The following is a 24,080-nucleotide window of genomic DNA, read 5'->3' as shown; positions in this document are numbered from 1 at the left end:
GAGTTGCGACAGGGGAGCGGGGCCGCGCCGGTCAGGGGATGAGGTCGGTGACGGGGATGGTGGCCCAGTCGAGGCGGGGGACGGTGATGACGTCGCCGGGATGGAAGACGCCGGTGGACTCGTACACGTCGGTCTCGTCGAGCTGGTAGGTGTGCACGACCAGCTCGGGCAGCGGCTCGATGCGCCAGTAGCAGGGGATGCCGGCGTCGGCGTACTCGGCGGGCTTGTGCTTGCGGTCGGCGGTCTGCGTGCCGGGGCTGACGATCTCGACGGCGAGCAGCACGGCCTTGGGCGGGAAGCTGAACCAGTCGAGGTTCACCGCGTCCTGGCGCACCACCAGCACGTCGGGATTGCGCCGGTGGTCGTCGGCGATGCGGATCTCCTGCTCGTGCAGCGCGGTCAGGTGCTCCGGGCACCGGCGGAGCAGGCTGGTGACGAGCCTCATCATGACGATCTGGTGCCGGGCTGTGGGAGGCGTCATGACGTGCAGCACTCCGTCCACGAGCTCGATCCGGGGATCCGGGGGCAGGGCGTCGTACTCGTCAGGGGTTACCGTCACCGCGCTCGGCAGCGTGATGTGCGCCCCGTCCTGGGCGACCTTCGGCGACGGCCTGGTCATCTCGTCCTCTCGACCTATGTCTGTCCATCCATGTTAGGAAGGGCACCTTCCACTACCAATAGCGATGGCAAGGTGCCCTTCCTTCGGGTCAGAAGTCGCCCTCGGCGACCTGGAAGACGGTGAGGCCCAGTTCGCGCCACATGCGGACGACCTGGTTGCGGTCGTCGAGGACGGCGACGACGTACCAGGTGTCGCGGATGTGCTCGTCGAAGATCTCGCGCTTGACCACGGAGTCCTTGCGCGGGTCCCCGGTCTCGCGCATGTGCAGGGCCGCGTACGGGACGCCGACGTGCTTGTCGAGCCAGGCGGCGGTGGAGTCACGGCAGGCGTCGACGCGGCCGGAGCAGTAGACGATCGTGTGGCCCGCGGCGTGCAGGGCGCGGACGGCATCGATCACCGGCTGGTGCGGGAGGTCGAGGTGGACACGGGTGTGGTCGTACGGGCTGCGGTCGCCCATCAGCGCGACCGTGCCGTCCAGGTCCACCAGCACCGCCCGGGGCAGGCCGGGCTTCGGCTCGTAGACCAGGCGCGGGCCGCGCTGCGGCAGCACCAGCGGTTCGCGGCGGCCGGTGAGGTAACGCTCGTGCATGCCCTCGATGACCTCGGGGCCGACCCGCTCGGCCGCGGGCCGGGCCGCGTCGCGCTCCAGGCAGACGGCCAGCGGCACGTCGGTGAAGTCGCGTACGGTCACCTGCGCGCCGCAGTCGATCGCCAGCTCGGCCAGCTCGCGGACGACCCTGGCGCGCAGGTTCGTGTCGTCGCAGATCACGTCCGCTCCCGCCTTCAGCAGCGCCTCGACCTGGGCCCGCTGCGCCACGGTCACCTGCCGTTCGGCCCAGCCCTCGCCGAGGTTGCCGCCGTGCAGCATGCGGCGCAGGTCGTCGCGGTTGACCCGGACGCCGGGCTGCTCCTTGGCCCAGGTGGTCTTGCCCGAGCCGGGCAGGCCGCGGGTGATGGTGAGGGTGGGCATCGCGTCGGCTCCTGTCGTGGTCACTCGTCGTCGAAGGTACGGCCGTGCGGTCGCTCGTCGCCGTCGGGCTTGAGCTCCTCCCACAGCTGGCGGCGGTACGGCTTGCCGTCCAGGTGCGCGAACAGGTATCCGCGCAGCGGGTGCCGCCCGGCGACCATGGCGTAGTCCTTGCGGGCCCAGCCCTCGGGCAGCCCCTCCATGATCTCGTCGTGCGCCTGCTCGACCTGCTTCTCCAGCTCGGCGAGGCCGGCGGTGAGGCGGGTGGCCAGCTCGGTGACCCAGCCGTGGAACTCGTCGGGCAGCGGCTCGGCGATCTCGGCGACCGTCGCGCCCTCGCCCAGGGCCGCCCACACGCCGCGGGCACTCAGCCCGGTGACGATGCGGTGCAGGTGCACGTACTCCGTGTACTTGATCTTCACGCGGGCGTCCGTGGCGAGCGCGTGCACGACCAGACCCTCGCGGCCCGGCCGCGCCGGGGCGGCCAGCGCCTGCTCGAACGTCGGGTACGCGAACGTCTCCACCACCGGGCCCGGCCAGCCGGCCACCGCGCCGGGCGGCAGCGAGCGCCCCGTCGCGATCTCCACCGCGCCGAGCAGCACCAGGTCGTTGAGGCCGCCGTAGTCGACCACGATCCGGTTGCCCGGGTAGATGATCTCCACGAGCACGGTCAGGCCCGCCGGCGGCGACCAGCGCGGGTAGCGCTCGCGCAGCAGTCCCGTGGCGTGCCTGGCCTGGTCCGAGGCGAACGAGCCGCGGGTGGCCACGGCCGGGCCGTCCGGGGTGGGGTAGACGATGCCCAGCGAGCCGTCGGCCTTGTCGGTCACCACCACCGGCTCGTCCAGGCCGATCACGGCAGCGCCCGGCTGCCCGTGGTTGAAGAACTTGACCAGGGGCCGCGCCAGCACCGTCCCGGCGGCATCACAGATCAACCCGCGGCACGCCAGTGTCACCTCGTCCCACGCGTTCGCGTACGTGCACTTCTCCGTGTAGTTGTAGATCGTCAGCGGCAGCTCCGGATGGGTCTGCGCGCGGACGAGCCCCTCGGCCATGGCGCGGTCCAGGGCGTCGGGCGGGAAGACAGCGGCGAGGGTCGTTGTTGTGGTGGGGGACATGGCCGGAGACGCTACGAGAATCGCTCGCGAAACGCAGCCGAGTTAGCCGCTGAAGATCGCGATCGGGGCGGATGGCATACTGGTCAGTCGGCCACCGGGACTGGTTCACGCCCGAGCTGTCCGGACGGGCGTCCGGCAGTGATGACAGCGACCCAGCGCCCATGAAAACGAAAGGACCGAGGCTATGAAGTCCGGTATCCACCCGCAGTACAACGAGACCACCGTCACGTGCTCCTGCGGCAACACCTTCACCACCCGCAGCACCGCCAAGGGCGGTTCGATCCACGCTGAGACCTGCAGCGCCTGCCACCCGTTCTACACGGGCAAGCAGCGCGTGCTGGACACCGCGGGCCGGGTGGCCAAGTTCCAGGCCAAGTACGCCAAGGTTCAGAAGAAGGACGCCAAGTAGCTGTCGTGACGACGCCCGCTCCGTACCCACGGAGCGGGCGTTGTGCTGTTGCAGGTCATACCGCTGTCGAGTGAGGATTCGGACATGAGTAACGAACGGCTCACCGCGCTGCTGGCCGAGTACGCGGAGCTGGAGGCGCGGCTGGCGGACCCGTCGATCCACGCCGACCAGGCCGCGGCGCGCAAGGTGGGGCGGCGCTTCGCCGAACTGACCCCGATCCACAAGACCGCGCACGAGCTGGAGTCGCTGCGCGCCGATCTGGAGGCCGCCCGCGAGCTGGCCTCGATCGACCCCGACTTCGCGGCGGAGGCGGTCAGCCTGGAGCAGCGCCTGCCGGAGCTGGAGGAGAAGCTCGCCGAGCTGCTCGCCCCGCGGGACCCCAACGACGCCAAGGACGTGATCTTGGAGATCAAGTCCGGTGAGGGCGGCGAGGAGTCCGCGCTGTTCGCGGGCGACCTGCTGCGCATGTACCTGCGCTACGCCGAGCGCCGCGGCTGGATCACCGAGGTCCTCGACTCCCAGGACTCCGACCTGGGCGGCGTCAAGGACGTCTCGGTCGCCATCAAGACCCGCGGCGTGCCCGACGGCGGCTACGGCGTCTGGTCCCGCCTCAAGTGGGAGGGCGGCGTGCACCGCGTGCAGCGCGTGCCCGCGACCGAGTCCCAGGGCCGCATCCACACCTCTGCCGCGGGCGTCCTGGTCATGCCCGAGGCCGAGGAGACCGAGGTCGAGATCGACGCCAGTGACCTGAAGATCGACGTCTACCGCTCCCAGGGCGCAGGCGGCCAGTCCGTCAACACCACCGACTCGGCCGTCCGCATCACCCACCTCCCCACCGGCACGGTCGTGACCTGCCAGAACGAGCGCTCCCAGCTGCAGAACAAGGACCGGGCAATGCGCATGCTGCGCGCCAGACTCGCCCAGCTCGCCGAGGAACAGGCCCTCGCCGCCGCGGCCGACGCCCGCAAGGCCCAGATCCGCACCGTCGACCGCTCCGAGCGCATCCGCACCTACAACTACCCGCAGAACCGCATCACCGACCACCGCATCGGCTACACGGCGTACAACCTGGACCTCGCCATCGGCGGCGACATGGACGGCGTCCTCGAGGCCCTCACCACCGCCGACCGCGCCGCCCGCCTGGCCGGCGAAACCGAACTCTCCCGCGCCTGACCCCTGCCGCGCCCCCGGCCGCCAGCGAGATCATCCGACTCGCCGGGCAGGTGTGCGTATCTTGAACGCGCTTTCGCCCAGTTGCCTGGCAAGTCGAACGACCTTGGTGCGTGCCGCGCCCGGCTCACTGCCGGGCGGGGTGGCGGCCGGCACGGGCGGTCAGTGGCCGGCGGAGTCGTAGCGGCGCAGGCCGAGGCGGAAGACGAGGCGGGCCAGGAAGACGCAGTACAGTGCGACCAGCGGGGTGAGCAGGCCGATCCAGGCGGATTCCTTGCCGAGCAGCCACGACGCCGGGAAGTAGCTGATGAAGGCGTACGGGACCAGGACGGTGAAGGTCGCGCGGACCGCCAGGCCGTAGATGCTGAGCGGGTACTTGGCCATGTCGCCGGTGCGGATCAGGGTCATCGCGAAGACGGGGTGGTTGCCGCCGACCCAGAACGACGCCGCGTTGCCCACGACGATCAGCGACAGCAGGATGGCGGCGCTGGAGGCGAAGAGCACCAGCCCGCCGGCGACGCGGGTGGCGCTCCAGTCGATGTCGGAGTTGGCCAGGCCCCAGGCGATCATCGCGCCGCCGCCGATGAAGTCGCCGATGCCGTGCAGGCCGATGCCCGCGCTGACCACCTGGGTGAGCACCGGGGCGGGGCGGACCAGGGGATAGTCCAGCTCGCCGTGGTTGATCTTCCCGGCGAGCCGCCAGGTGCCCTCGAAGAAGAGCGGGCCGAGGCCGTTGACGAGGCCGTACGTTCCGGCGAGCAGCACCGCCTCCGGGTACGACCAGCCGTTCAGGGCCGGCACGTGGGCGAAGACGGCGCTCAGGAAGATCAGGTTGAGCACCTGGAACAGCAGCCCGGCGACGATGAGCACCCAGAAGTCGGCCTCGTACTCCAGCACCGCGCGCAGGTGCGCGCCGAGGCTGCGCCGGTAGATCCGCAGCGTGCGACGCACGTCAGCCTCCGTGGACGGTGAGGGCGCGCAGCGCGCGCCGCCAGATGAGCCGGGCTCCCCACCACAGCACCAGCACCCAGGCGGCCTGCACGGCCAGCAGCCGCAGGGCCTCCCAGCCGGTGGCCTGGCCCAGGTAGAGCGCGGCGGGGGTGGCGGTGATGCTGGCGAACGGCAGCACCGAGGCCGGGCCGGCCAGCCACGCCGGCAGCAGCGCCAGCGGGATCAGCGCGCCCGAGAACAGGGTGACGATCGCGTCCTTGGCCCAGGAGACGCCCATGAAGTTCTGCGTCCAGAAGCAGGCCATCGTCGTGATGTACGCGATGGTGAACTTCAGCGGCGCGACCAGCAGGAAGCTCACCGCGAACAGCAGCGCCTGCGCCGGGCCGGGCACGATCAGGTCGCCAGTGAAGGCCACGATGGCCGTCGCCGCGACGGCGATCGCGATGAACTCCGTGGCCAGGCCGCCCATGTGTTCGCTGAACCGGGCCCACTGGTAGTCCAGCGGTTTGGTCAGGTCGGTGGCCACGTGGCCCTCGAAGATCCGCGAGGCCATCCACCAGTCGCCGTACGCCGAGCCGATGGACGCGGTCGCCCAGCCCACCAGCAGGTAGGCCTTCATCTGGTGCCAGTCGTAGCCGCCGATCGCGCCCTCGGACAGCAGCGCGTGCCACACCGCGAGTGAGCCGGCCAGGAACGTCGCGCCGCCGATCCACAGGATCAGCGAGTTCAGCCGGTAGGTGAGGATGCGCCGCGTCGACATGCGCAGCAGCCCGAGATAAGGCTTGACGCCCGCACCCCGTCGCGCGCGCCGGGCGCCGAGTTCCAGGATGTGCTCGCTCATCGCAGCAGCTCCCCGGCGTACACCTTGCGCACCACGTCCTCGATGGCCGGCTCGTCCAGGTGCAGCTCGCCGACCTCGACGATCTCCAGCACGGCTGCGATGAGCTGCCCGGCGGTATGGGTGAACCGGTCGAAGGTCAGCGTGACCTCGGTGGGACTGTCACCCGCGACGACCTCGACGTCGGGCAGGCGCTCGGCGAGCTTCTCGACCGGGGTCGGCTCGGCCAGCTGGAGGTGCATCCGGCGTACCCGCGCGAAGCGGTCCTTCATCTCCGCCAGGGGACCGTCGAAGATCTTGCGGCCCTCGTCGATGATGACGATCCGCTCGCACACGTCCTCGATGTCGCCCAGGTCGTGCGTGGTCAGCATGAGCGTCGTGCCGTCCTGGCGCAGCTCCCGCAGGAACTGCCGGACCCGGTCCTTGACCGAGATGTCCAGCCCGATGGTCGGCTCGTCCAGGTAGACGATCTTCGGCTGGTGCAGCAGCGCCGCGGCCAGATCGGCGCGCATGCGCTGGCCCAGCGACAGCTTGCGGGCCACCACGGGCAGCAGGTCGGCCAGGCCGAGCACGTCGTCGAGGCGTTCCAGGCGCTGCCGGTAGAAGGCGGGGCTGAGGTCGTACATGTCGCGCAGCAGTGCCAGCGACTCGCGGACCGGCAGGTCCCACCACAGCTGGGTGCGCTGGCCGAACAGCACGCCGATGTTGCGGGCGTTGACCATCCGGTCGGTGTGCGGCTCGGCCTCGGCCACCCGCACCGTGCCCGCCGTCGGCACCAGGATGCCGGTGAGCAGCTTGATCGTCGTGGACTTGCCCGCTCCGTTGGGCCCGACGTACGCCACGGACTCGCCCGCCTCGATGGACAGGTCGATGCCGTCCACCGCCCGGAACTCCTTGAACCTGCGCTGCACCAGATGTTTCAGCGAGCCGCGAAGACCCGGATCCTTCTCCGGCCGACGGAAGATCTTCGTCAGGCCACGGGCCTCCACCAACGACATGCGCCGACCATGTCAGCGTGCCGTGCGAGGGGTCAACCGGTTTCTCGCGGGCTGTCCGGACCCCGCAGCCACCCGCCTCTGGCGCGGGCGCTGCCGCCGCGCCAGCTAGGTTGATCGGGTGCCAGTGCTCTCTGCCCAGCTCCGCGCCGCCGCCGTCCGGCTCGCCGCCGCCGGCATCGACTCACCCCGGGTCGAGGCGGAGCTGCTCGCCGCGCACGTGCTCGGCGTGACCCGCGGACGCCTGCTGCTGATCGACTCCGTCACCGATGTGCAGGCCGAGGCACTCGACGAGCTGGTCCACCGGCGCACCGAGCGTGTGCCGCTGCAGCACCTGACCGGCACCGCCCCGTTCCTCGACCGCGAGCTGCTGGTCGGTCCCGGCGTCTTCATCCCGCGCCCCGAGACCGAGCTGCTGGCCCGGTGGGGGATCGAGGCCCTGCGCGGCATGGCCGACCCGGTGGTCCTGGACCTGTGCAGCGGCTCGGGCGCGCTGGCGATCGCGGTCGCCGACGCCCGCCCCGACGCGACCGTGTACGCGGTCGAGCGCAGCGACGACGCCCTGCCGTGGCTGCGCCGCAACACCGCGGACACGTCGGTGCGCGTGCTGCCCGGTGACGTCCGCGACGTGCCGCTGCCCGCGCCCGCCGACCTGATCCTGTGCAACCCGCCCTACGTGCCGATCACGGTCGCGGTGCCCCCGGAGGTCGGCCACGACCCCGCCGAGGCGGTCTTCTCCGGCGAGCACGGCCTCGACCTCATCCCGGTGATCATCGCTCGGGCCTGGGACGTGCTCCGCGACGGCGGCCGCCTCGGCATCGAGCACGACGACACCCATACCCCCGCCATGGCCTTGCTCCTGACGACCTGGCACGACGTCACCACCCACCCCGACCTCGCCGGCCGCCCCCGCTTCACCACCGCCCGCAGGTAACGCGTCCCGTCCGGCGCGACGGCCCTCAAGATCGCCCGATTTGCCCGGCACCTGTGCGTATCTTGAGGCTGTATTCGCCCATGTGCCGGGCAAGTCCGCCGATCTTGGGGTCGCGGGCGGATCGGCTGTCCGGTGGGTGGGAGCCGTGTGTGCCGGATGCGAACAGCGCATGACAGACTGGCTCCTCGTGAGGCTCTACGACTGCCGCAACGTCGTCGAACGGGACCGCGGGATCCAGGCCGCGATCGACGCCGTATCCAGTGGCGACCTTGTGGTCCTGCCGACCGACACGGTGTACGGCATCGGTGCCGACGCCTTCAAGCCCTGGGCGGTGACCAACCTGCTCAGCGCCAAGGGGCGGGGCCGGCACATGCCGCCGCCGGTGCTGGTCGGCTCCCGGCACACGCTGGACGGGCTCGTCATGCGGCTGCCGTCGGTGGCCCGGGACCTGGTCGAGGCCTTCTGGCCGGGCGCGCTGACGATCGTCGTCGAGCAGGCGCCGAGCCTGCAGTGGGACCTCGGCGAGACCGGCGGCACGGTCGCCGTACGCATGCCGCTGCACCCGGTGGCCCTGGAGGTGCTGCGAAAGACCGGCCCGATGGCCGTCTCCTCGGCGAACCTCAGCAGCCAGCCCGCGGCGCTCACCGCCGAGCAGGCCCGCGACCAGCTCAGCTACAAGGTCAGCGTGTACCTGGAGGCGGGGGAGTGCCCCAACCCGGTGCCGTCGACCATCGTGGACGTCACCGGCGAGCGCCCGCGGGTGCTGCGCGCCGGGGCGATCAGCCTCGACCAGCTGCGCGAGGTCGCCACCGACATCCAGGGTCCGGAGGAGTCGTGATGGCGCCGTTCACGGTCCTGCACGTGTGCATGGGCAACATCTGCCGCTCGCCGATGGCCGAGCGCCTGCTGGCGCTGGCGGTCACCGAGCAGGCCGGCCCGGTCGGCGCCGACCTGGTGCTCTCCCACTCGGCGGGCACCGGCGGCTGGCACGAAGGCGAGGAGATGAACCCGCCCGCGGCCCGCCAGGTGCGCTCGCGCGGCGGCTCGCCGGACGACTTCAGCGCCCGCAAGCTGCGCGCCGAGCACATCGAGTCGGCCGACCTGATCCTCACCGCCACCGCCGACCAGTACGACTACGTCGTCGCGCTGCGCCCCGACGCCGCCGACCGCACCTTCGTGCTCGGCGAGTTCGGCCGCCTCCTGCCGTCGGTCGACCTGACCCGACTGCCCGCCGCCGACCGCACGCCCGACGCGGTGTACACCCGCGGCGTCGCCCTGGTCGCGGCCGTCGCCGCCGCCCGCAACGGCGAACCCGCCCAGGCCAAGGACGACCTCGACGACCCCTGGGGCCGCGGCGACCAGGTCTTCGCCCGCGTGGCCGACGAGATCCAGTCCACCGTCCACCCCCTCACGGCAGTCCTCCTCCCACCCCCAGCGTGACCCACCCCACCCCCTCGCTCGGTTGATCATGAACCTAAGGGCGTGGTCGGCGGCGTGTCGCTACCCTGGCACCGTGATCAGCGAGAGAAGACGGCGTGATGCTCGGTAAGCGGTTGAAGTTCCTGCCATTCATGCTCGGGGTGACCGCGGTGGTGGCGGTGGTGGCGCCGCTGGTGGCGTACCTCGCCGTCGGCGCGGCGGCCGCGGTCGGGGTGCTGGCGGGAGTGGCCCTGGTGGCGGTCAGTTACCTGCTGTCCAGTTTCGTGATCGCATGGGCGGACTCGATCAACCCGAAGATGGTGCTGTCGGTCGGGCTGCTGATGTACGCCGTCAAGTTCACCGTGCTGTTCCTCGTGCTCGCCGTGATCGCCAAGTCGGGCTGGAGCGGCCTCAAGCCGATGGCGATCGGCATCGGCATCGCCGCGATCGCGTGGACCATCGGCCACGGCTGGTGGCTCTGGCACGCCAAGATCCCGTACATCGACGAGCCCGAGCGGTAGCCGCGCACCTCCGGCAGGCCTGTGATCACGGCGCCAGGGTAGGGACACGCCGCCGACCACGCCCTTAAGTTCATGATCAACGGAGAGAGCCCGCGCGCTAGCCGAAGATGGGTGGGCGGCAGGGGTCTTTGACGGCGCCCGAGGTGAGGTTGTCACCTTCGGTGTCCTTGCGGGAGGTGCGGGACCAGTCGACCACGGTGCGGAAGGTGCCGGAGCGGCAGCTGAGGCTCAGGTCCTTGGACTGGTATTTGAGCTCGGCGGCGTAGGTCTGCTTGCCCTTGAGGGTGTGTGTGCGGGAGGCCACACTGCGCCATGCGTCACCGTCGCGGCGCTCGATTTTGATCTTCAAGGTGAGCTTCTCGGCGCCGGGAGTGGCGCATCGATAGCGGACGCGGCCCGCGAAGTTGTCGCGATCCTCGTCGGCCTTCGGGCCATCGACGATGACCGTGCAGTGCACCGGCTTGGTCGACTCGGTGTCGTCGTTGCCGCGCGGCTCACAACCGCTGCTCAATGCTGTGAGCAGCACGAAAACTACAGGTATCGTGAGCTTGCGCATCGCCGCACCGCCGTGGGGGAGAACGGAAGGGTTGTCTCCATCTCAGCGGTTCGACGCGGTTAAATCAACATCGATCTCATCCTGATGGAAGATGACGCAGCGCCGACCTGGTGATGAACATCGCTCGCGTACGGGGGGTGCGTCGGCCACTGCAGGGGGTGGCTGATATTGTTCGCCCCGTCATGGCCGATGACCAGCCTCCGAAGCGCCCTCATGCAGAGGGCGCCGATGCGGGTTGGGCGGCCATCGGGTATCTCCTCGGCGGAATGCTGGTCTGGGGAGGGGTCGGGTGGCTCATCGATAAGTGGCTGGGACTCCCCAACGTCGGGCTGTTGATCGGTTTGATCGGCGGCGCGGCCGCCGGGGTCTATCTGACCGTGAAAAGACTGGACGGGTGACCGTGCCCGATCGACGGAGGACAGGTTGATTACGCAGCCGGGTTTCCTTGCCTCGGAGTTCCCTCCCGGGCCGGAGGTATTCGACTACAAGACCCTCATCCCGTCGCTCGAGGGCAGCCCCTGGGGGCACGCCTTCACGAAGCTGACGCTGCTGGTCTGGATCGCCGTCGCCATCGTCATCGTCTTCTTCCTCGTGACGTACCGCAACCCCACGCTGGTGCCGAGCAAGAAGCAGTGGCTCGCCGAGTCGGTGTACGGCGTCGTGCGCAACAACATCGCCACCGACATCATCGGTCCGCAGGGCGTGCGCTTCGCGCCGTACCTGGCGACCGTCTTCTGCTTCGTCTTCGTGACGAACCTGTGGAGCATCGTGCCGTTCGCGCAGATCTCCCCGAACTCGCACCTGGCCTTCCCGATCGTGCTGGCAGTGCTGACCTGGCTCATCTACATCGGCCTGGGCATCAAGAAGCACGGCTTCTTCGGCTACCTGAAGCACGCCTGCGTGCAGCCGGGTGTGCCGATCGCGGTGCAGCCGATCCTGATCCCGATCGAGTTCATCTCGAACCTGGTGCTGCGGCCGATCACGCTGGCCGTCCGTCTCTTCGCGAACATGTTCGCGGGTCACATGATCCTGCTGGTGTTCACCCTCGGCGGTGTGGCGCTGTGGAACGCGGGTCCGCTGCTGCTGAAGCCGGCCGCGCTGGGCAGCTGGGCGTTCGCGATCGTGATGACCCTGTTCGAGCTGTTCATCCTCAGCCTGCAGGCGTACGTCTTCACGCTGCTGTCGGCGACCTACTTCCAGAGCTCGATCTCCGAAGAGCACTGAGCCTCCGGCGTATCGGGACACCCGCGCCGGACCGGCGCGACACACTCTGGCTTTCGAACCACAACTGAAGATCGCTCATACCTGTAACCAAAAACGTGCGCGTGACCGACACGCGTCGAACTCAGGAGGAAACCAACATGACCGGCAGCCTTAACGTCATCGGCTACGGCATCGCCGCCCTCGGCCCGGGTATCGGCGTGGGTCTGGTCTTCGCCGCCTACATCCAGGCGACCGCCCGTCAGCCCGAGAGCGCCGGCCTGACCCGCACCTACATGTTCATGGGCTTCGCCGTCGTCGAGGCGCTGGCCCTGCTGGGCCTGGTTCTCGCGTTCGCCCTTTAGTCGGGTCCCGAGCGCCGAGACGATCCGGTGACCGGTCCTAGCCGACCGGTCACCGCCGAAGGGGAGTGACCTATGTACATCGCACAAGAGGCGCCTGGCGCGCCCGCGGAGCACGGTGAGTACAACGTGCTCGGCGTGCCGCTGGCTGAGGTGATCGTCGGCCTCATCGCTTTCGGCGTCCTGCTGTTCGTGCTGACCAAGTTCGTGTTCCCGCGTATGGAGAGCATGTTCCAGCAGCGCGTCGAGGCCATCGAGGGCGGGCTCGTCAAGGCGGAGAAGGCTCAGGCCGAGGCCGCGGCCCTGCTGTCGCAGTACAAGGCGCAGCTGGCCGAGGCTCGCACGGAGGCCGCGCGCATCCGTGACGAGGCCCGTGCCGACGCCGAGGGCATCCGCACCGACGTGCTGGCCAAGGCTCGCGAGGAGTCCGACCGCATCATCGCGGCCGGTCGCGAGCAGCTGGCCGGCGAGCGGGCGAGCATCGTCCGCGAGCTGCGTGCCGAGATGGGCACGCTGGCGGTCAGCCTGGCCGGCAAGATCGTTGGCGAGTCGCTGGAGGACGAGGCCCGTCGCCGTGGCACGGTCGAGCGCGCGCTCGCCGAGCTCGAGACCGCCGGAGCCCGTTGATGCAGGCGGCAAGCCGTGAGTCGTACACCGCGGCCCGGGCAGCGCTGGAGACCAGCGCCCGGGCGGCGGGTGCCGCCGCCACCGCGGTGATCGCCGAGGAGCTGCTCGGCTTCGCGGACCTGCTGCGCCGGGAGCCGCGGCTGCGCCGCGCGCTGTCGGACCCGTCCCGTTCCGGGCAGGAGCGGGCCGAGCTGGCCGCGACCCTGCTGGCGGGCAAGGTCGGCGAGGGTACCGTTGACCTGATCAAGGTGCTGGCGTCGGGCCGCTGGTCGGCCGCGTCGGAGCTGCTGGACGGCACCGAGCGCCTGGGCGCGGACGCGCTGCTGGCCTCGGCCGAGCTGGCCGGCGACCTCAGCGAGGTCGAGGACGAGCTGTTCCGCTTCGGGCAGATCGTCGACGGCGACCAGCAGCTGGCCGCCACGATCGGGGAGACCATCGTGCCGGTGGCGCGACGGGCCGAGCTGGTCGGCGGGCTGCTGCGGGGCAAGGCGAAGCCGGTGACGGTGAGCCTGGCCGAGCTGGCCGTGCAGGGCTTCGGCGGCCGCACGTTCAGCGGCGCGATCACCCGGCTGGTCGAACTGGCCGCCGAGCGCCGGGAGGCGCAGGTCGCGTACGTCACGGTCGCGCAGCCGCTGACCGAGGCCGAGGAGTCCCGGCTGGCCTCGTCACTGTCCGCCATCTACGGCCGTCAGGTCTCGGTGAAGGTAACCGTCGACCCCGCGGTGCTGGGTGGGCTGAGCGTGCAGGTCGGCAGCGACCTCTACGACGGCACCATCGCACGGCGGCTGGCCGCAGTCCGCAACGCGTTCGCCTAGCGAGCGCCCGGAACCCGGTCCGACCCGGTGCGCCGCTGGTGCGGCACGCCGGCGCCGGGTTCCCCTGAACCGATACCGAACCTGACTTGACAGTCACGACACCGATAGGAAGCTGAGGATGGCCGAGCTGACCATCTCGTCCGAGGAGATCCGTGGAGCGCTTGAGCGTTTCGTCTCCTCGTACGCGCCCGAGATCTCCCGCGAGGAGGTCGGCGTCGTCACCGAGGCCGGTGACGGCATCGCCAAGGTCGAGGGTCTCCCCTCCACCATGGCCAACGAGCTGCTGGAGTTCGAAGACGGCACCCTGGGTGTCGCGCTGAACCTGGACGTCCGCGAGATCGGTGTCGTCGTCCTGGGTGCCTTCGAGGGCATCGAGGAGGGGCAGCCGGTCAAGCGCACCGGCCGCGTGCTCTCCGTGCCGGTCGGCGACAAGTTCCTGGGCCGCGTGGTGAACCCGCTGGGTGCCGCCATCGACGGACTGGGCGAGATCGACAACGAGGGCTTCCGCGAGCTGGAGCTGCAGGCTCCGAACGTGATGGTCCGCAAGAGCGTGCACGAGTCGCTCGAGACCGGCATCAAGGCCATCGACGCGATGACCCCGATCGGCCGCGGCCAGCGCCAGCTGATCATCGGTGACCGCAAGACCGGCAAGACCTCGGTCGCGCTGGACGCGATCATCAACCAGCGCGCCAACTGGAAGACCGGCGACCCGAAGAAGCAGGTCCGCTGCATCTACGTCGCCATCGGCCAGAAGGCGTCCACCATCGCGTCCGTCAAGGGCACGCTGGAGGCCGCGGGCGCGATGGAGTACACCACCATCGTCGCCTCCCCGGCGTCGGACCCGGCCGGCTTCAAGTACCTGGCGCCGTACGCCGGTTCGGCCATCGGCCAGCACTGGATGTACGCCGGCAAGCACGTTCTGATCGTCTTCGACGACCTGAGCAAGCAGGCCGAGGCCTACCGTGCCGTGTCGCTGCTGCTGCGCCGCCCGCCGGGCCGTGAGGCCTACCCGGGTGACGTCTTCTACCTGCACTCCCGCCTGCTGGAGCGCTGCGCGAAGCTGTCCGACGAGCTGGGCGCGGGTTCGATGACCGGTCTGCCGATCATCGAGACGAAGGCCGGCGACATCTCGGCGTTCATCCCGACCAACGTCATCTCCATCACCGACGGGCAGATCTTCCTCGAGGAGAACCTGTTCAACTCGGGTGTGCGTCCGGCCATCAACGTCGGCACCTCGGTCTCCCGGGTCGGTGGCTCGGCGCAGGGCAAGCCGATGCGCAAGGTCTCCGGCCGTCTGCGCCTGGACCTGGCTCAGTTCCGTGAGCTGGAGGCGTTCGCCGCCTTCGCCTCCGACCTGGACCGTGCCTCGCGCGCCCAGCTGGAGAAGGGCTCTCGCCTGGTCGAGCTGCTCAAGCAGCAGAACTACTCGCCGTACCCGATCGAGGAGCAGGTCGTCTCGGTCTGGACCGGCACCGAGGGCAAGCTCGACGACATCCCGGTCAAGGACGTGCGCCGCTTCGAGGGCGAGTTCCTGCAGCACCTGCGTGCCTCGCACAGCGACGTGCTGAAGACCATCGCCTCGGGCACCTGGGACGACGACGTCGTGGCGAACCTCGACAAGGCGATCACGTCGTTCAAGGCCGGCTTCCTGCCCGCCGAGGACAACATCGTGATCAACGAGGCTGAGGCCACCGCGCTCGAGGGTCCCGAGGTCACCGAGACGGTCACCCGCATCGTGGACGAGAAGAAGTAGTCATGGCCGGTTCGGTACGAGTGCTTCGTCGGCGGATCAAGGCGACCCGCTCGACGAAGAAGATCACCAAGGCGATGGAGCTGGTCGCGACCAGCCGCATCGCCAAGGCGCAGGCTCGGGTCGACGCGTCCTTGCCGTACGCGAACGCGATCACCGGTGTGCTGACCGCGCTGGCGTCCAACACCAACGCCCAGCACCCGCTGCTGGTGCCGCGGGACCCGGAGCACCGGGCCGGTGTGCTGCTCGTCACGAGCGACCGCGGCCTGTGCGGCGGTTACAACGCCAACGCGATCCGGCTCGCCGAGCAGCTCATCGCTCGCCTGAAGAGCGAGGGCAAGCAGGTCGCGCTGTACGTCGTCGGCCGCAAGGGGATCAGCTACTACACCTTCCGCGGGCGCGAGCTCGCCGGAAGCTGGAGCGGCTTCTCCGAGCAGCCGCGCTTCGAGGACGCACGCCGGGTCGGCGAGACGCTGATCCAGGCGTTCGTGCACGGCGCGGACGACAGCCTCGACGGCGCGGGCGACGACGGTGTGCTGGGCGTGGACGAACTGCACATCGTCTACACCGAGTTCAAGTCGCTCATGACCCAGAACGCCAGCACGAAGATCTTCGCGCCGATGCAGGTCGAAGAGCGTGCGGGCAACAAGGGCGAGCTGCTGCCGGCGTACGACTTCGAGCCGAACGCCGAGGAGCTGCTCGACGCGCTGCTGCCGAAGTACATCAACACGCGGATCTACGCGGCGTTGCTGGACTCGGCGGCCAGCGAGTCGGCCTCCCGCCGTCGGGCGATGAAGAGCGCGACGGACAATGCGGAAACCATGATCAAGTCGCTGACGCGGGAGATGAACTCCGCGCGTCAGGCCGCGATCACCCAGGAAATCAGTGAGATCGTCGGCGGCGTGGACGCGCTGGCGGCGGCGGGGAGTGAATGATGACCACTGCTACTGACACCAAGGCGGGCGTCGGTCGAGTCGTCCGGGTCATCGGCCCGGTCGTCGACGTCGAGTTCCCGCGCGACGCGATGCCCGCTCTGTTCAACGCGCTCCAGGTCGAGGTGACCCTGAGCGAGGGCGACCGCACGCTGACCCTCGAGGTGGCCAACCACCTCGGCGACAACGTGGTCCGGGCCATCTCGATGCAGCCCACCGACGGCATGGTCCGCGGTGCGGAGGTGCGCGACACCGGTTCGCCGATCAGCGTGCCGGTCGGCAACGAGACCAAGGGCAAGGTGTTCAACGTCCTCGGTGACTGCCTCAACCTCGAGAAGGGGCAGAAGCTCGAGGTCACCGAGCGCTGGCCGATCCACCGCAAGCCTCCGGCGTTCTCCGAGCTGGAGCCGAAGACCGAGATGCTGGAGACCGGCGTCAAGGTGATCGACCTGCTGGCCCCGTACGTCAAGGGCGGCAAGATCGGTCTGTTCGGCGGCGCGGGCGTGGGCAAGACGGTGCTCATCCAGGAGATGATCATCCGCGTGGCCCGTAACTTCGGTGGTACGTCGGTGTTCGCGGGCGTGGGTGAGCGCACCCGTGAGGGCAACGACCTCATCCACGAGATGGCCGACGCCAACGTGCTCGGCGACACCGCGCTGGTCTTCGGTCAGATGGACGAGCCCCCGGGCACCCGTCTGCGGGTCGCGCTGTCGGCGCTGACCATGGCCGAGTACTTCCGTGACGTGCAGAAGCAGGAGGTGCTGCTCTTCATCGACAACATCTTCCGCTTCACGCAGGCCGGTTCCGAGGTGTCCACCCTGCTCGGCCGTATGCCGAGCGCCGTGGGTTACCAGCCGACCCTCGCCGACGAGATGGGTGAGCTCCAGGAGCGCATCACCTCGGTGCGTGGCCAGGCCATCACCTCGCTGCAGGCCATCTACGTGCCCGCGGACGACTACACCGACCCGGCGCCGGCGACCACCTTCGCCCACCTGGACGCGACCACGAACCTCGAGCGCAAGGTGTCCGACAAGGGCATCTACCCCGCCGTGGACCCGCTGGCCTCGTCCTCGCGAATCCTGGCCCCGGAGTACGTCGGCGCGGAGCACTACGCCGTCGCCTCCGAGGTGAAGCGGATCCTGCAGAAGTACAACGACCTGCAGGACATCATCGCGATCCTCGGTATGGACGAGCTGTCCGAGGAGGACAAGGTCACCGTGGCCCGGGCCCGCCGGATCGAGCGGTTCCTGTCGCAGAACACCTACGCGGCCAAGCAGTTCACCGGTGTCGAGGGTTCGACCGTGCCGGTGAAGGAGACCGTGGAGGCGTTCAAGAAGATCTCCCAGGGCGACTACGACCACGTCCCGGAGCAGGCCTTCTTCATGTGCGGCGGCCTCGACGACCTCGAGAAGAACTACCGCGAGCTGACCAAGTAAGGTCGGTTCTCCGCGAAAGAGGCTCCTCCCTTCGGGGAGGGGCCTCTTCGCGTCGCGGCAGGTCGGTAGGAGCGAAGGCCGCATCTGCCTCGTTAGCCACATCATGGTGGCGAAACGGTGGCGTGCCGCGGCGCGCTGGGCCCGCTGGAGCGTGCTCGTGGGCACGGCGCTGATGATGCTGAGCGGTGCGTCCCTGGTCACCGTGGACCGTGTGCTCGCGCGCTACGAGAGCGCGATCCACAGCGAGGACCTCTTCGGCGACCAGACGCCGGGCCGGCAGGCGCCCCCGCGCCCCGAGGACATCAAGGGGCCGCTCAACATCCTGCTGGCGGGCATCGACCCGCGGCACAACGACCCGTTCTGGATCCCGCGGGCCGACTCGATCCTGGTCATGCACATCCCCGCCGGCCTCGACCGGGGCTACCTGTTCTCGTTGCCCCGGGACCTGCTGGTGGCCATCCCGCCGTTCGCCAAGTCCGGCTACGGCGGCAACCCCGCGGACAAGCTCGCGCACGCGATGTACTTCGGCTCGATGGTGCCCGGCGACCGGCGTGCCAACCACGCCCAGGGCTTCGAACTGCTGGCCGCGACGGTCAGCCAGTACACCGGGATCGCGCGGTTCGACGCGGGGGCGATCATCGACTTCAGCGGGTTCAAGGACGTGATCGACGCGCTGGGCGGCATCGACATGATGGTCGACGAGCGGGTCGCCTCGATCCACCTGGAGCCCGACGGCGACCCCCGGGACCGGGGCGCGAGCAGCACCGGGTACGTCGGCGAGCAGATGGTCTACGAGCCGGGTTTGCGCCACTTCAAGGGCTGGCAGGCGCTGGACTACGCCCGGCAGCGTTACGTGACCGGCGGCGACTACGCCCGCCAGCGGCACCAGCAGCAGCTGGTCCGCGCGATGATCGCCAAGGCGTTCAGCGACGACGTGCTGGGCGATCCGCTGCAGATGGACACCGTGCTGCGGGCGGCCGGTTCGTCGCTCACCTTCAGCGGCCGCGGGCACGGCGTGATCGACTGGGCGTTCGCGCTGCAGGATCTGCGCCCGAGCACCGTGCACATGGTGAAACTGGCCGGTGGCGGGGTGGGCCGCTACGTCGTCGACAAGGGCAAGGGCGACGACGAGGGCGACGACGGGGGCGGTGACGACGGTGACGACGGCGGGGATGACGGCGACGACGGCGACGACGGCGACAAGAAGGACGACAAGAAGAAGAAGTCCAAGCCCAAGATGAAGTACCAGTACCTGGGCGAGCAGCTGGACATGTACTCCCGGCAGTTCCTCGCCTCGGTCGCGGCGGGCTCGGTCGAGAACTTCGTGGCCTTCCATCCCGAAATGCTGGGTAAGTGATGGTGGCCGGTTAGCTCACACTGACCGGTCCTGCTGGGGGCCGCTGATCACCGGCGGTTAGACTCGCTGCACCAATCTTGCACACCTGAGGAGTCATCGTGGCCAAGCTGCTCCAGGTCGAGCTCGTCGCCGTCGAGGAGAAGGTCTGGTCCGGGCAGGCCGAGATGGTCATCGCCCGCACCACCGAGGGCGAGCTGGGCGTGCTGCCCAGCCACGCGCCGCTGCTCGGCCAGCTGGCGAACCCGGGCGGGGTGCGCATCATCCTCCCCGGCGGCGAGGAACTGGCCTACGAGGTCTTCGGCGGCTTCCTGTCCGTCACGACCGAGGGCGTGACGGTGCTGGCAGAGACCGTCGCCCCGGTCACTCCGGCCGCCCGCCACTGAGCGACCAGCGCCGCCCACGACGATGAGGTCGCTGCTCGAAGTAGTCGCCATCGGCCTCGTCGTCCTGCTCGCCCTGCTGGCGGGCCTGTTCGTGCGCCGCGAGGTGTTCGCCCGCGGCCACGGCACCGTCGAGCTGTACCTCCGGCTGCGCCAGACGGCCGGAGGGCGCGGCTGGGCGCCCGGCTTCGCCCAGTTCCGCGGCGACGACCTGCGCTGGTATCGGATGTTCAGCCTGTCCCCGCGCCCCCGCCGCACCCTCTCCCGGCGCGACCTGAAGGTCGTCGCCCGGCGTGCGCCCAGCGCGGACGAGTCGGTGCTCGTGCCCGCCGACTGGGTCGTCCTGCAGTGCGCCGACTCGCGGGCCCAGGTGGAGATCGCCATGCCCCTGCACACCGTCACCGGCTTCCTCTCCTGGCTCGAGGCCGCCGCCCCCTACTCCACGTAGGCGAAGGCCGGGTCAGGGCGCGGCCGTGCGGCGGTAGCGGCGCAGCGCGAGCGGGATCGAAGCCACGAGCACCGCGAAGATCCAGACCAGGGCCGGGGGGTACGCCGAAGCCGCGGTCGCGCCGGAGCCGGCGGGTTCGTCGCCCCAGAGCACGCGCAGCGCCGTGACGACGGCCGAGACCGGGTTCGCCTCGGCGAGCGGGCGCAGCCACGGCGGCATGGTGTCCGGCGGCGCGAGCACGTTCGACACGAACGTCAGCGCGACGAGGCACGCCGGCATGACGGCCCGCGCCGCGCGGGGTGTGCGTGCGGACAGCCCCACGAGCACGGACAGCCACGCGACGGCGTACCCGAAGGTCAGGACAAGCAGGAAGCCCGCGGCGGCCGCAGCGGGGCCGCTGTGGACGCGCCAGCCCGCGATCACCCCAGCCGCCGCGGCGACCGCCGCCGTCATCGCGATCCGGAGCAGGTCCGAGACGGTACGCCCGAACAGCACCGCACCCCCCGGCGTCGGCAGCGCCCGGAACCGGTCGACCATGCCGTGGCGCACGTCGCCCGCGACGTCGACCGCGGCCATCCCGGCAGTGAGCGCGACGGCCTGCACGATCAGGCCCGGGATCAGGAAATCCGGATAGCCCGCGACACCCGGCACGCTGATCACGCCGCCCAGCAACACCCCGAACAGCAGCATGAACAGCACCGGCTGCAGCAGCGGCAGGACGAGCAGCCGGGGCTCGCGCCGCCCGCGTACCAGCCCGCGCCGAGCCGTCACCCACACGTCCTGCGCCACCGCCGCGAACTCGCTCACGTCATCTCCTCGCCGCCCCGGGTCTTGGTAAGGAAGGGCACCTTCACATCGCTATGTGTTGTAGAAGGTGCCCTTCCTTCGCTCAGGTTCTGGCCTCTTCGTCGGCCAGGGTGGGGGTGGCGGCCTGGCCGGTGAGTTTGCGGAAGACGTCGTCGAGGCTGGCCCGGTGGATGCCGATGTCGACCGGCTCGATGCCGGCCGCGTCGAGCCGGCGCACCAGTTCGACCAGGGCCTGCGCGCCGGACACGACCGGGGCCTGCACCAGGTGCTGGTCGAGGAAGACCACGGCCTGGCCACCGCAGACCCGGTTCAGGATGTCCTCGGCGACCTGGGTCTCTGCGCGGTCGCCCAGCACGACCTGCAGCCGTTCCCCGCCGATCTGCCGGGTGAGCTGCTCCGGAGTGCCCCGCGCGAGCACGTGTCCGCGGTCGAGCACCACGATTTCGTCGGCGAGTTCGTCGGCCTCCTCCAGCTGCCTGGTCGCCAGCAGCAGGGTCGTGCCGTCGCGGACCCGCTCGCTGATCACGTCCCAGACGCCCAGCCGACTGCGCTGGTCCAGCCCCGCCGTGGGCTCGTCGAGCAGCACCACGGCGGGGGCGGCCACCAGCGCGCAGGCCAGGTCGAGGCGGCGGCGCATCCCGGCGGGATAGCAGCTCACCCGCCGGTGCGCGGCTTCGCTCAGGTGGAAGCGTTCCAGCAGCTCCTCGGCCCGCGCGCGGGCCCTGCGGCGGCCGAGCCGGTGCAGCCTGCCGAGCTGTTCCAGGTTCTCGAAGCCGGTGAGGAAGGCGTCGACGGCCGGCCGCTGCCCGCACACGCCGATGTCCGGGCGTGCCCAGGCCGGATGGGTCAGCACGTCGACGCCGTTGACGAGGCACCGGCCGGCGTCCGGGCGCAGCAGGGTCGCCATGATGCGCACCGCGGTCGTCTTGCCGGCCCGGTCAGGTCCGAGCAGGCCCAGCACAGTGCCCTCCGGCACGCTCAAGGACAGCCCGGCCAGCGCGGTCGCCGAGCCGTACCGCTTGACCAGACCTTCCGCGACGATCGCAGCGGCCATGGGCTCACGGTAGTCACGGTGTGGACCCCGCGCGCCGGATCCGCCCTTTTACCGGGTCGCGACCAGTTCGACCTCGTAGCCCTGCTCGTCCTCCAGGTACGCCGCGTAGGTGTCCGGACCGCCCGCGTGCGGGTGCCGGTCGGCGAACAGCAGCCGCCAGCCGTGCTCACCGGCCGCCGCGACCAGCCGATCCACGTCGGCTGGGGAGCCCGCGTGCAGCGCCAGGTGGTTCAGGCCGGGGGCGCGCCGCTCGTGCCGCCCGCCGGCCAGGTCCGGGGAGCACTCGAAGACGACGTACGCCGTGCCGTGCCGCCAGGAGACCCCGGCCGCCCACCGCTGGTGCTCGGTCCAGCCCAGCTCGGTCAGCAGCCAGCCCCAGGAGCGCTCGGTCGCCGCCAGGTCCGGCACCCACACCTCGACGTGGTGCAGGCTCACCGGTTGGCCCCGGGCACCCACTTCACGTCCGCCGCGCCGTCGGAATTGGCGACTCTTCCGAGGATGAACAGCAGATCAGAGAGCCGGTTGAGATACTGTGCGGGCAGCGGGCCGGTGCGCTCCGCGTCCACGCTCAGCAGCGCGAACGAGGAACGTTCCGCGCGCCGGGCGGTGGTCCGCGCGACGTGCAGCAGGGCCGCTCCCGGAGAACCCCCTGGCAGGATAAAAGAATCCAGCTTGGCCAGTCGCGCGTTGAACTCGTCGCACCAGCCCTCCAGGCGGGTGACGTAGTCCTGCGTGACGCGCAGCGGCGGGTACTTCGGATCGGGGGTGATCGGGTTGCACAGGTCGGCGCCCACATCGAACAGGTCGTTCTGGATGAGGGTGAGCACATCGCGCACATCATCGGCTAGGTTGCCCAGAGCGAGTGCCACTCCCAGCGCGGCGTTGCACTCGTCCACATCGGCGTACGCGGCGATGCGCGGATCGGTCTTGTCCACACGCTCGCCGTTGCCGAGCGCAGTGGTGCCGGCGTCGCCGGTCCTGGTGTAGATGCGGGTGAGGTGAACAGCCATGACAGCGAGCCTAATGGTGGCCGACGGTGGTGAGTCCGTCGGCGCGTTGCTGGCGGACGTCCGAACGGGGGGCCTGGCTTCTACGATGGCCGACGTGGATGTGATCCGGGTCAAGGGCGGCGTACGGCTGGCCGGCGAGGTCGGCGTGGTCGGCGCGAAGAACAGCGCGCTCAAGCTGATGGCGGCGGCGCTGCTCGCCGAGGGCGAGAGCGTGATAACCAACGTGCCGCGCATCACCGACATCGCGCTGATGGGCGAGGTGCTGCGGCGGCTGGGCGCCGGTGTCGTCTTCTCCGACGACCAAGTGCGCATCGACGTGCCCGCCAAACTGCACCCCGAAGCCGACTACGAGCTGGTGCGCCGGCTGCGCGCGTCGATCTGCGTGCTCGGGCCGCTGCTCGCGCGCTGCGGCAGGGTCCGGGTCGCGCACCCGGGCGGCGACGCGATCGGCTCGCGCGGGCTGGACATGCACGTGTCCGGCCTGGCGAAGATGGGCGCCGACATCAGCGGCGAGCACGGCTTCGTCGTCGCCGAGGCCCCGTCCGGCCTGCACGGGGCGAAGATCAGCCTGGACTTCCCCAGCGTCGGCGCGACCGAGAACCTGCTGATGGCGGCCGTGCTGGCGCGCGGCACCACGGTGATCGACAACGTGGCGCGCGAGCCGGAGATCGTCGACATCTGCCGGATGCTGACCGCGATGGGCGCACGGATCGAGGGCGCGGGCACCTCGGAGCTGACCGTGCACGGCGTCAGCGCGCTCCAGCCCGTCGAGCACGCCACCATCGGCGACCGCATCGTGGCGGGCACCTGGGCCTTCGGGGCCGCGATGACCCGTGGCGACGTCACCGTGCGCGGGATCGACCCGCGCTGCCTGGAGATCGCCCTCGACAAGATCCAGCAGGCGGGGGGCGCGGTCGACTACGGTCCCGACTGGTTCCGGGTGCGCATCGCCGACCGGCCCAGCGCGGTGGACGTACGCACGCTGCCCTTCCCGGGTTTCGCCACCGACCTGCTGCCGATGGCGATCGGCATGGCCGCGGTGGCCGACGGCGTCTCGCTGATCACGGAGAACATCTTCGACGGGCGCTTCATGTTCGCCGAGGAGCTCAAGCGGCTCGGCGCGGACATCCGCATCGAGGGCCACCACGCCATGGTCCGCGGCCGGGACCGGCTGTCCAGCGCCGAGGTCACCGCCAGCGACATCCGGGCCGGGGCCGGCCTGGTCATCGCCGGCCTTTGCGGCGACGGCGTGACCACTGTGCGCGCCGTCCACCACATCGACCGCGGCTACCCCGACTTCGCCCGCGACCTCCGCGCCCTGGGCGTCGAGGTCGAACGCGCCGAAACCCCCGCCGACCCCGAATACGGCTTCTGATCCTTTCGCGCCGCAACTCTTAAACACTTGCGG

At 70.2% G+C, this 24,080-nt stretch carries 29 protein-coding genes; 18 read left to right on the top strand and 11 right to left on the bottom strand.

Annotated elements, in window-relative coordinates; translation table 11 throughout:
- Positions 1-31: 31 nt before the first annotated feature.
- The 3 genes from AB0B66_RS01205 to AB0B66_RS01195 all read right to left on the bottom strand — a co-directional run bounded on the left by AB0B66_RS01205 (position 32) and on the right by AB0B66_RS01195 (position 2,701).
- Positions 32-619 carry a Uma2 family endonuclease gene (locus AB0B66_RS01205; protein WP_360520952.1) on the bottom strand — a complete coding sequence of 196 codons (588 nt, stop codon included), beginning with the start codon at positions 617-619 and terminating at the stop codon, positions 32-34.
- 88 nt (positions 620-707) lie between these two features.
- Complete coding sequence (locus AB0B66_RS01200; RefSeq protein ID WP_360520949.1) at positions 708-1,613, bottom strand: AAA family ATPase; 906 nt, start codon at positions 1,611-1,613, stop codon at positions 708-710.
- Positions 1,610-2,701 (bottom strand): 2'-5' RNA ligase, encoded by a 1,092-nt coding sequence (locus AB0B66_RS01195; protein ID WP_360520946.1) that lies wholly within the window; start codon positions 2,699-2,701, stop codon positions 1,610-1,612. Before AB0B66_RS01195 ends, AB0B66_RS01200 begins: the two co-directional genes overlap by 4 nt.
- A 184-nt stretch (positions 2,702-2,885) precedes the next feature.
- Between AB0B66_RS01195 and rpmE the strand changes: the two genes are divergently transcribed.
- Together rpmE and prfA are read left to right on the top strand one after the other, a co-directional pair.
- Complete coding sequence (gene rpmE, locus AB0B66_RS01190; RefSeq protein WP_360520943.1) at positions 2,886-3,110, top strand: 50S ribosomal protein L31; 225 nt, start codon at positions 2,886-2,888, stop codon at positions 3,108-3,110.
- 84 nt (positions 3,111-3,194) lie between these two features.
- Positions 3,195-4,283 (top strand): peptide chain release factor 1, encoded by a 1,089-nt coding sequence (gene prfA, locus AB0B66_RS01185; RefSeq protein ID WP_360520941.1) that lies wholly within the window; start codon positions 3,195-3,197, stop codon positions 4,281-4,283.
- A gap of 159 nt (positions 4,284-4,442) precedes the next feature.
- Here prfA and AB0B66_RS01180 read toward each other — a convergent pair whose 3' ends face one another.
- From AB0B66_RS01180 to AB0B66_RS01170, 3 genes are read right to left on the bottom strand one after another with little or no spacing between them, the layout of a single operon-like run.
- Complete coding sequence (locus AB0B66_RS01180) at positions 4,443-5,231, bottom strand: ABC-2 family transporter protein (protein ID WP_360520937.1); 789 nt, start codon at positions 5,229-5,231, stop codon at positions 4,443-4,445.
- Between the two features lies 1 nt (position 5,232).
- Complete coding sequence (locus tag AB0B66_RS01175) at positions 5,233-6,072, bottom strand: ABC-2 family transporter protein (RefSeq protein WP_360520934.1); 840 nt, start codon at positions 6,070-6,072, stop codon at positions 5,233-5,235.
- Positions 6,069-7,067, bottom strand: a complete 999-nt coding sequence (locus AB0B66_RS01170; RefSeq protein WP_360520931.1) for an ATP-binding cassette domain-containing protein — start codon at positions 7,065-7,067, stop codon at positions 6,069-6,071. Before AB0B66_RS01170 ends, AB0B66_RS01175 begins: the two co-directional genes overlap by 4 nt.
- Positions 7,068-7,185: 118 nt before the next feature.
- Here AB0B66_RS01170 and prmC point away from each other — a divergent pair, with 118 nt between their 5' ends.
- The 4 genes from prmC (at position 7,186) to AB0B66_RS01150 (ending at position 9,938) form a co-directional block, all read left to right on the top strand.
- On the top strand, positions 7,186-7,998 hold the full coding sequence (gene prmC, locus AB0B66_RS01165) for a peptide chain release factor N(5)-glutamine methyltransferase (RefSeq protein WP_360520927.1): 813 nt from the start codon (positions 7,186-7,188) through the stop codon (positions 7,996-7,998).
- Positions 7,999-8,167: 169 nt separating this feature from the next.
- Entirely contained in the window at positions 8,168-8,836 is a 669-nt protein-coding gene (locus tag AB0B66_RS01160) for an L-threonylcarbamoyladenylate synthase (RefSeq protein WP_360520924.1), read from the top strand.
- A complete protein-coding gene (locus AB0B66_RS01155; protein ID WP_360520921.1) occupies positions 8,836-9,438 on the top strand; it encodes a phosphotyrosine protein phosphatase in 603 nt (200 codons plus the stop codon). Before AB0B66_RS01160 ends, AB0B66_RS01155 begins: the two co-directional genes overlap by 1 nt.
- A 95-nt stretch (positions 9,439-9,533) precedes the next feature.
- The gene (locus AB0B66_RS01150; RefSeq protein WP_360520918.1) at positions 9,534-9,938 is read left to right on the top strand and encodes a hypothetical protein; all 405 of its coding nucleotides are present in this window, start codon (positions 9,534-9,536) and stop codon (positions 9,936-9,938) included.
- A 97-nt stretch (positions 9,939-10,035) separates the two neighbouring features.
- Here AB0B66_RS01150 and AB0B66_RS01145 read toward each other — a convergent pair whose 3' ends face one another.
- The gene (locus tag AB0B66_RS01145; RefSeq protein ID WP_360520915.1) at positions 10,036-10,494 is read right to left on the bottom strand and encodes a hypothetical protein; all 459 of its coding nucleotides are present in this window, start codon (positions 10,492-10,494) and stop codon (positions 10,036-10,038) included.
- Positions 10,495-10,676: 182 nt separating this feature from the next.
- Between AB0B66_RS01145 and AB0B66_RS01140 the strand changes: the two genes are divergently transcribed.
- From AB0B66_RS01140 to AB0B66_RS01090, 11 genes are all read left to right on the top strand, one after another.
- A complete protein-coding gene (locus AB0B66_RS01140; RefSeq protein ID WP_203696950.1) occupies positions 10,677-10,892 on the top strand; it encodes an AtpZ/AtpI family protein in 216 nt (71 codons plus the stop codon).
- A 25-nt stretch (positions 10,893-10,917) separates the two neighbouring features.
- Entirely contained in the window at positions 10,918-11,718 is an 801-nt protein-coding gene (gene atpB / locus AB0B66_RS01135) for a F0F1 ATP synthase subunit A (protein ID WP_360520912.1), read from the top strand.
- A 137-nt stretch (positions 11,719-11,855) separates the two neighbouring features.
- Positions 11,856-12,059, top strand: coding sequence for an ATP synthase F0 subunit C (gene atpE / locus AB0B66_RS01130; RefSeq protein WP_203742652.1), 204 nt, complete (start codon positions 11,856-11,858; stop codon positions 12,057-12,059).
- Between the two features lie 72 nt (positions 12,060-12,131).
- On the top strand, positions 12,132-12,683 hold the full coding sequence (locus AB0B66_RS01125) for a F0F1 ATP synthase subunit B (RefSeq protein WP_360520907.1): 552 nt from the start codon (positions 12,132-12,134) through the stop codon (positions 12,681-12,683).
- The gene (locus AB0B66_RS01120) at positions 12,683-13,498 is read left to right on the top strand and encodes a F0F1 ATP synthase subunit delta (RefSeq protein ID WP_360520904.1); all 816 of its coding nucleotides are present in this window, start codon (positions 12,683-12,685) and stop codon (positions 13,496-13,498) included. The genes AB0B66_RS01125 and AB0B66_RS01120 overlap by 1 nt, the downstream gene beginning before the upstream one ends.
- Positions 13,499-13,616: 118 nt before the next feature.
- On the top strand, positions 13,617-15,251 hold the full coding sequence (gene atpA, locus AB0B66_RS01115; RefSeq protein ID WP_360520901.1) for a F0F1 ATP synthase subunit alpha: 1,635 nt from the start codon (positions 13,617-13,619) through the stop codon (positions 15,249-15,251).
- A 2-nt stretch (positions 15,252-15,253) separates the two neighbouring features.
- Entirely contained in the window at positions 15,254-16,183 is a 930-nt protein-coding gene (locus tag AB0B66_RS01110; RefSeq protein WP_203696943.1) for a F0F1 ATP synthase subunit gamma, read from the top strand.
- On the top strand, positions 16,183-17,616 hold the full coding sequence (gene atpD, locus AB0B66_RS01105) for a F0F1 ATP synthase subunit beta (RefSeq protein WP_360520897.1): 1,434 nt from the start codon (positions 16,183-16,185) through the stop codon (positions 17,614-17,616). The genes AB0B66_RS01110 and atpD overlap by 1 nt, the downstream gene beginning before the upstream one ends.
- 106 nt (positions 17,617-17,722) lie before the next feature.
- On the top strand, positions 17,723-18,973 hold the full coding sequence (locus AB0B66_RS01100) for an LCP family protein (protein ID WP_360520893.1): 1,251 nt from the start codon (positions 17,723-17,725) through the stop codon (positions 18,971-18,973).
- Positions 18,974-19,071: 98 nt separating this feature from the next.
- Positions 19,072-19,356, top strand: a complete 285-nt coding sequence (locus AB0B66_RS01095) for a F0F1 ATP synthase subunit epsilon (protein WP_360520890.1) — start codon at positions 19,072-19,074, stop codon at positions 19,354-19,356.
- 22 nt (positions 19,357-19,378) lie between these two features.
- Entirely contained in the window at positions 19,379-19,801 is a 423-nt protein-coding gene (locus tag AB0B66_RS01090) for a DUF2550 domain-containing protein (RefSeq protein WP_360520887.1), read from the top strand.
- A gap of 12 nt (positions 19,802-19,813) precedes the next feature.
- Here AB0B66_RS01090 and AB0B66_RS01085 read toward each other — a convergent pair whose 3' ends face one another.
- The 4 genes from AB0B66_RS01085 to AB0B66_RS01070 form a co-directional block, all read right to left on the bottom strand.
- Positions 19,814-20,608 carry an ABC transporter permease gene (locus tag AB0B66_RS01085; protein ID WP_360520884.1) on the bottom strand — a complete coding sequence of 265 codons (795 nt, stop codon included), beginning with the start codon at positions 20,606-20,608 and terminating at the stop codon, positions 19,814-19,816.
- Between the two features lie 82 nt (positions 20,609-20,690).
- Positions 20,691-21,662, bottom strand: coding sequence for an ATP-binding cassette domain-containing protein (locus AB0B66_RS01080; RefSeq protein ID WP_360520881.1), 972 nt, complete (start codon positions 21,660-21,662; stop codon positions 20,691-20,693).
- 48 nt (positions 21,663-21,710) lie between these two features.
- Complete coding sequence (locus tag AB0B66_RS01075; RefSeq protein ID WP_360520878.1) at positions 21,711-22,097, bottom strand: VOC family protein; 387 nt, start codon at positions 22,095-22,097, stop codon at positions 21,711-21,713.
- Complete coding sequence (locus AB0B66_RS01070; RefSeq protein ID WP_360520875.1) at positions 22,094-22,672, bottom strand: cob(I)yrinic acid a,c-diamide adenosyltransferase; 579 nt, start codon at positions 22,670-22,672, stop codon at positions 22,094-22,096. Before AB0B66_RS01070 ends, AB0B66_RS01075 begins: the two co-directional genes overlap by 4 nt.
- An 85-nt stretch (positions 22,673-22,757) precedes the next feature.
- Here AB0B66_RS01070 and murA point away from each other — a divergent pair, with 85 nt between their 5' ends.
- Positions 22,758-24,047, top strand: coding sequence for a UDP-N-acetylglucosamine 1-carboxyvinyltransferase (gene murA, locus AB0B66_RS01065; RefSeq protein WP_360520872.1), 1,290 nt, complete (start codon positions 22,758-22,760; stop codon positions 24,045-24,047).
- The last annotated feature ends 33 nt before the right edge of the window (positions 24,048-24,080 follow it).

Source organism: Catellatospora sp. NPDC049111 (assembly GCF_040648615.1).
Classification (GTDB): domain Bacteria; phylum Actinomycetota; class Actinomycetes; order Mycobacteriales; family Micromonosporaceae; genus Catellatospora; species Catellatospora aurea.
This window is presented reverse-complemented; position numbering and strand designations above follow the sequence as displayed.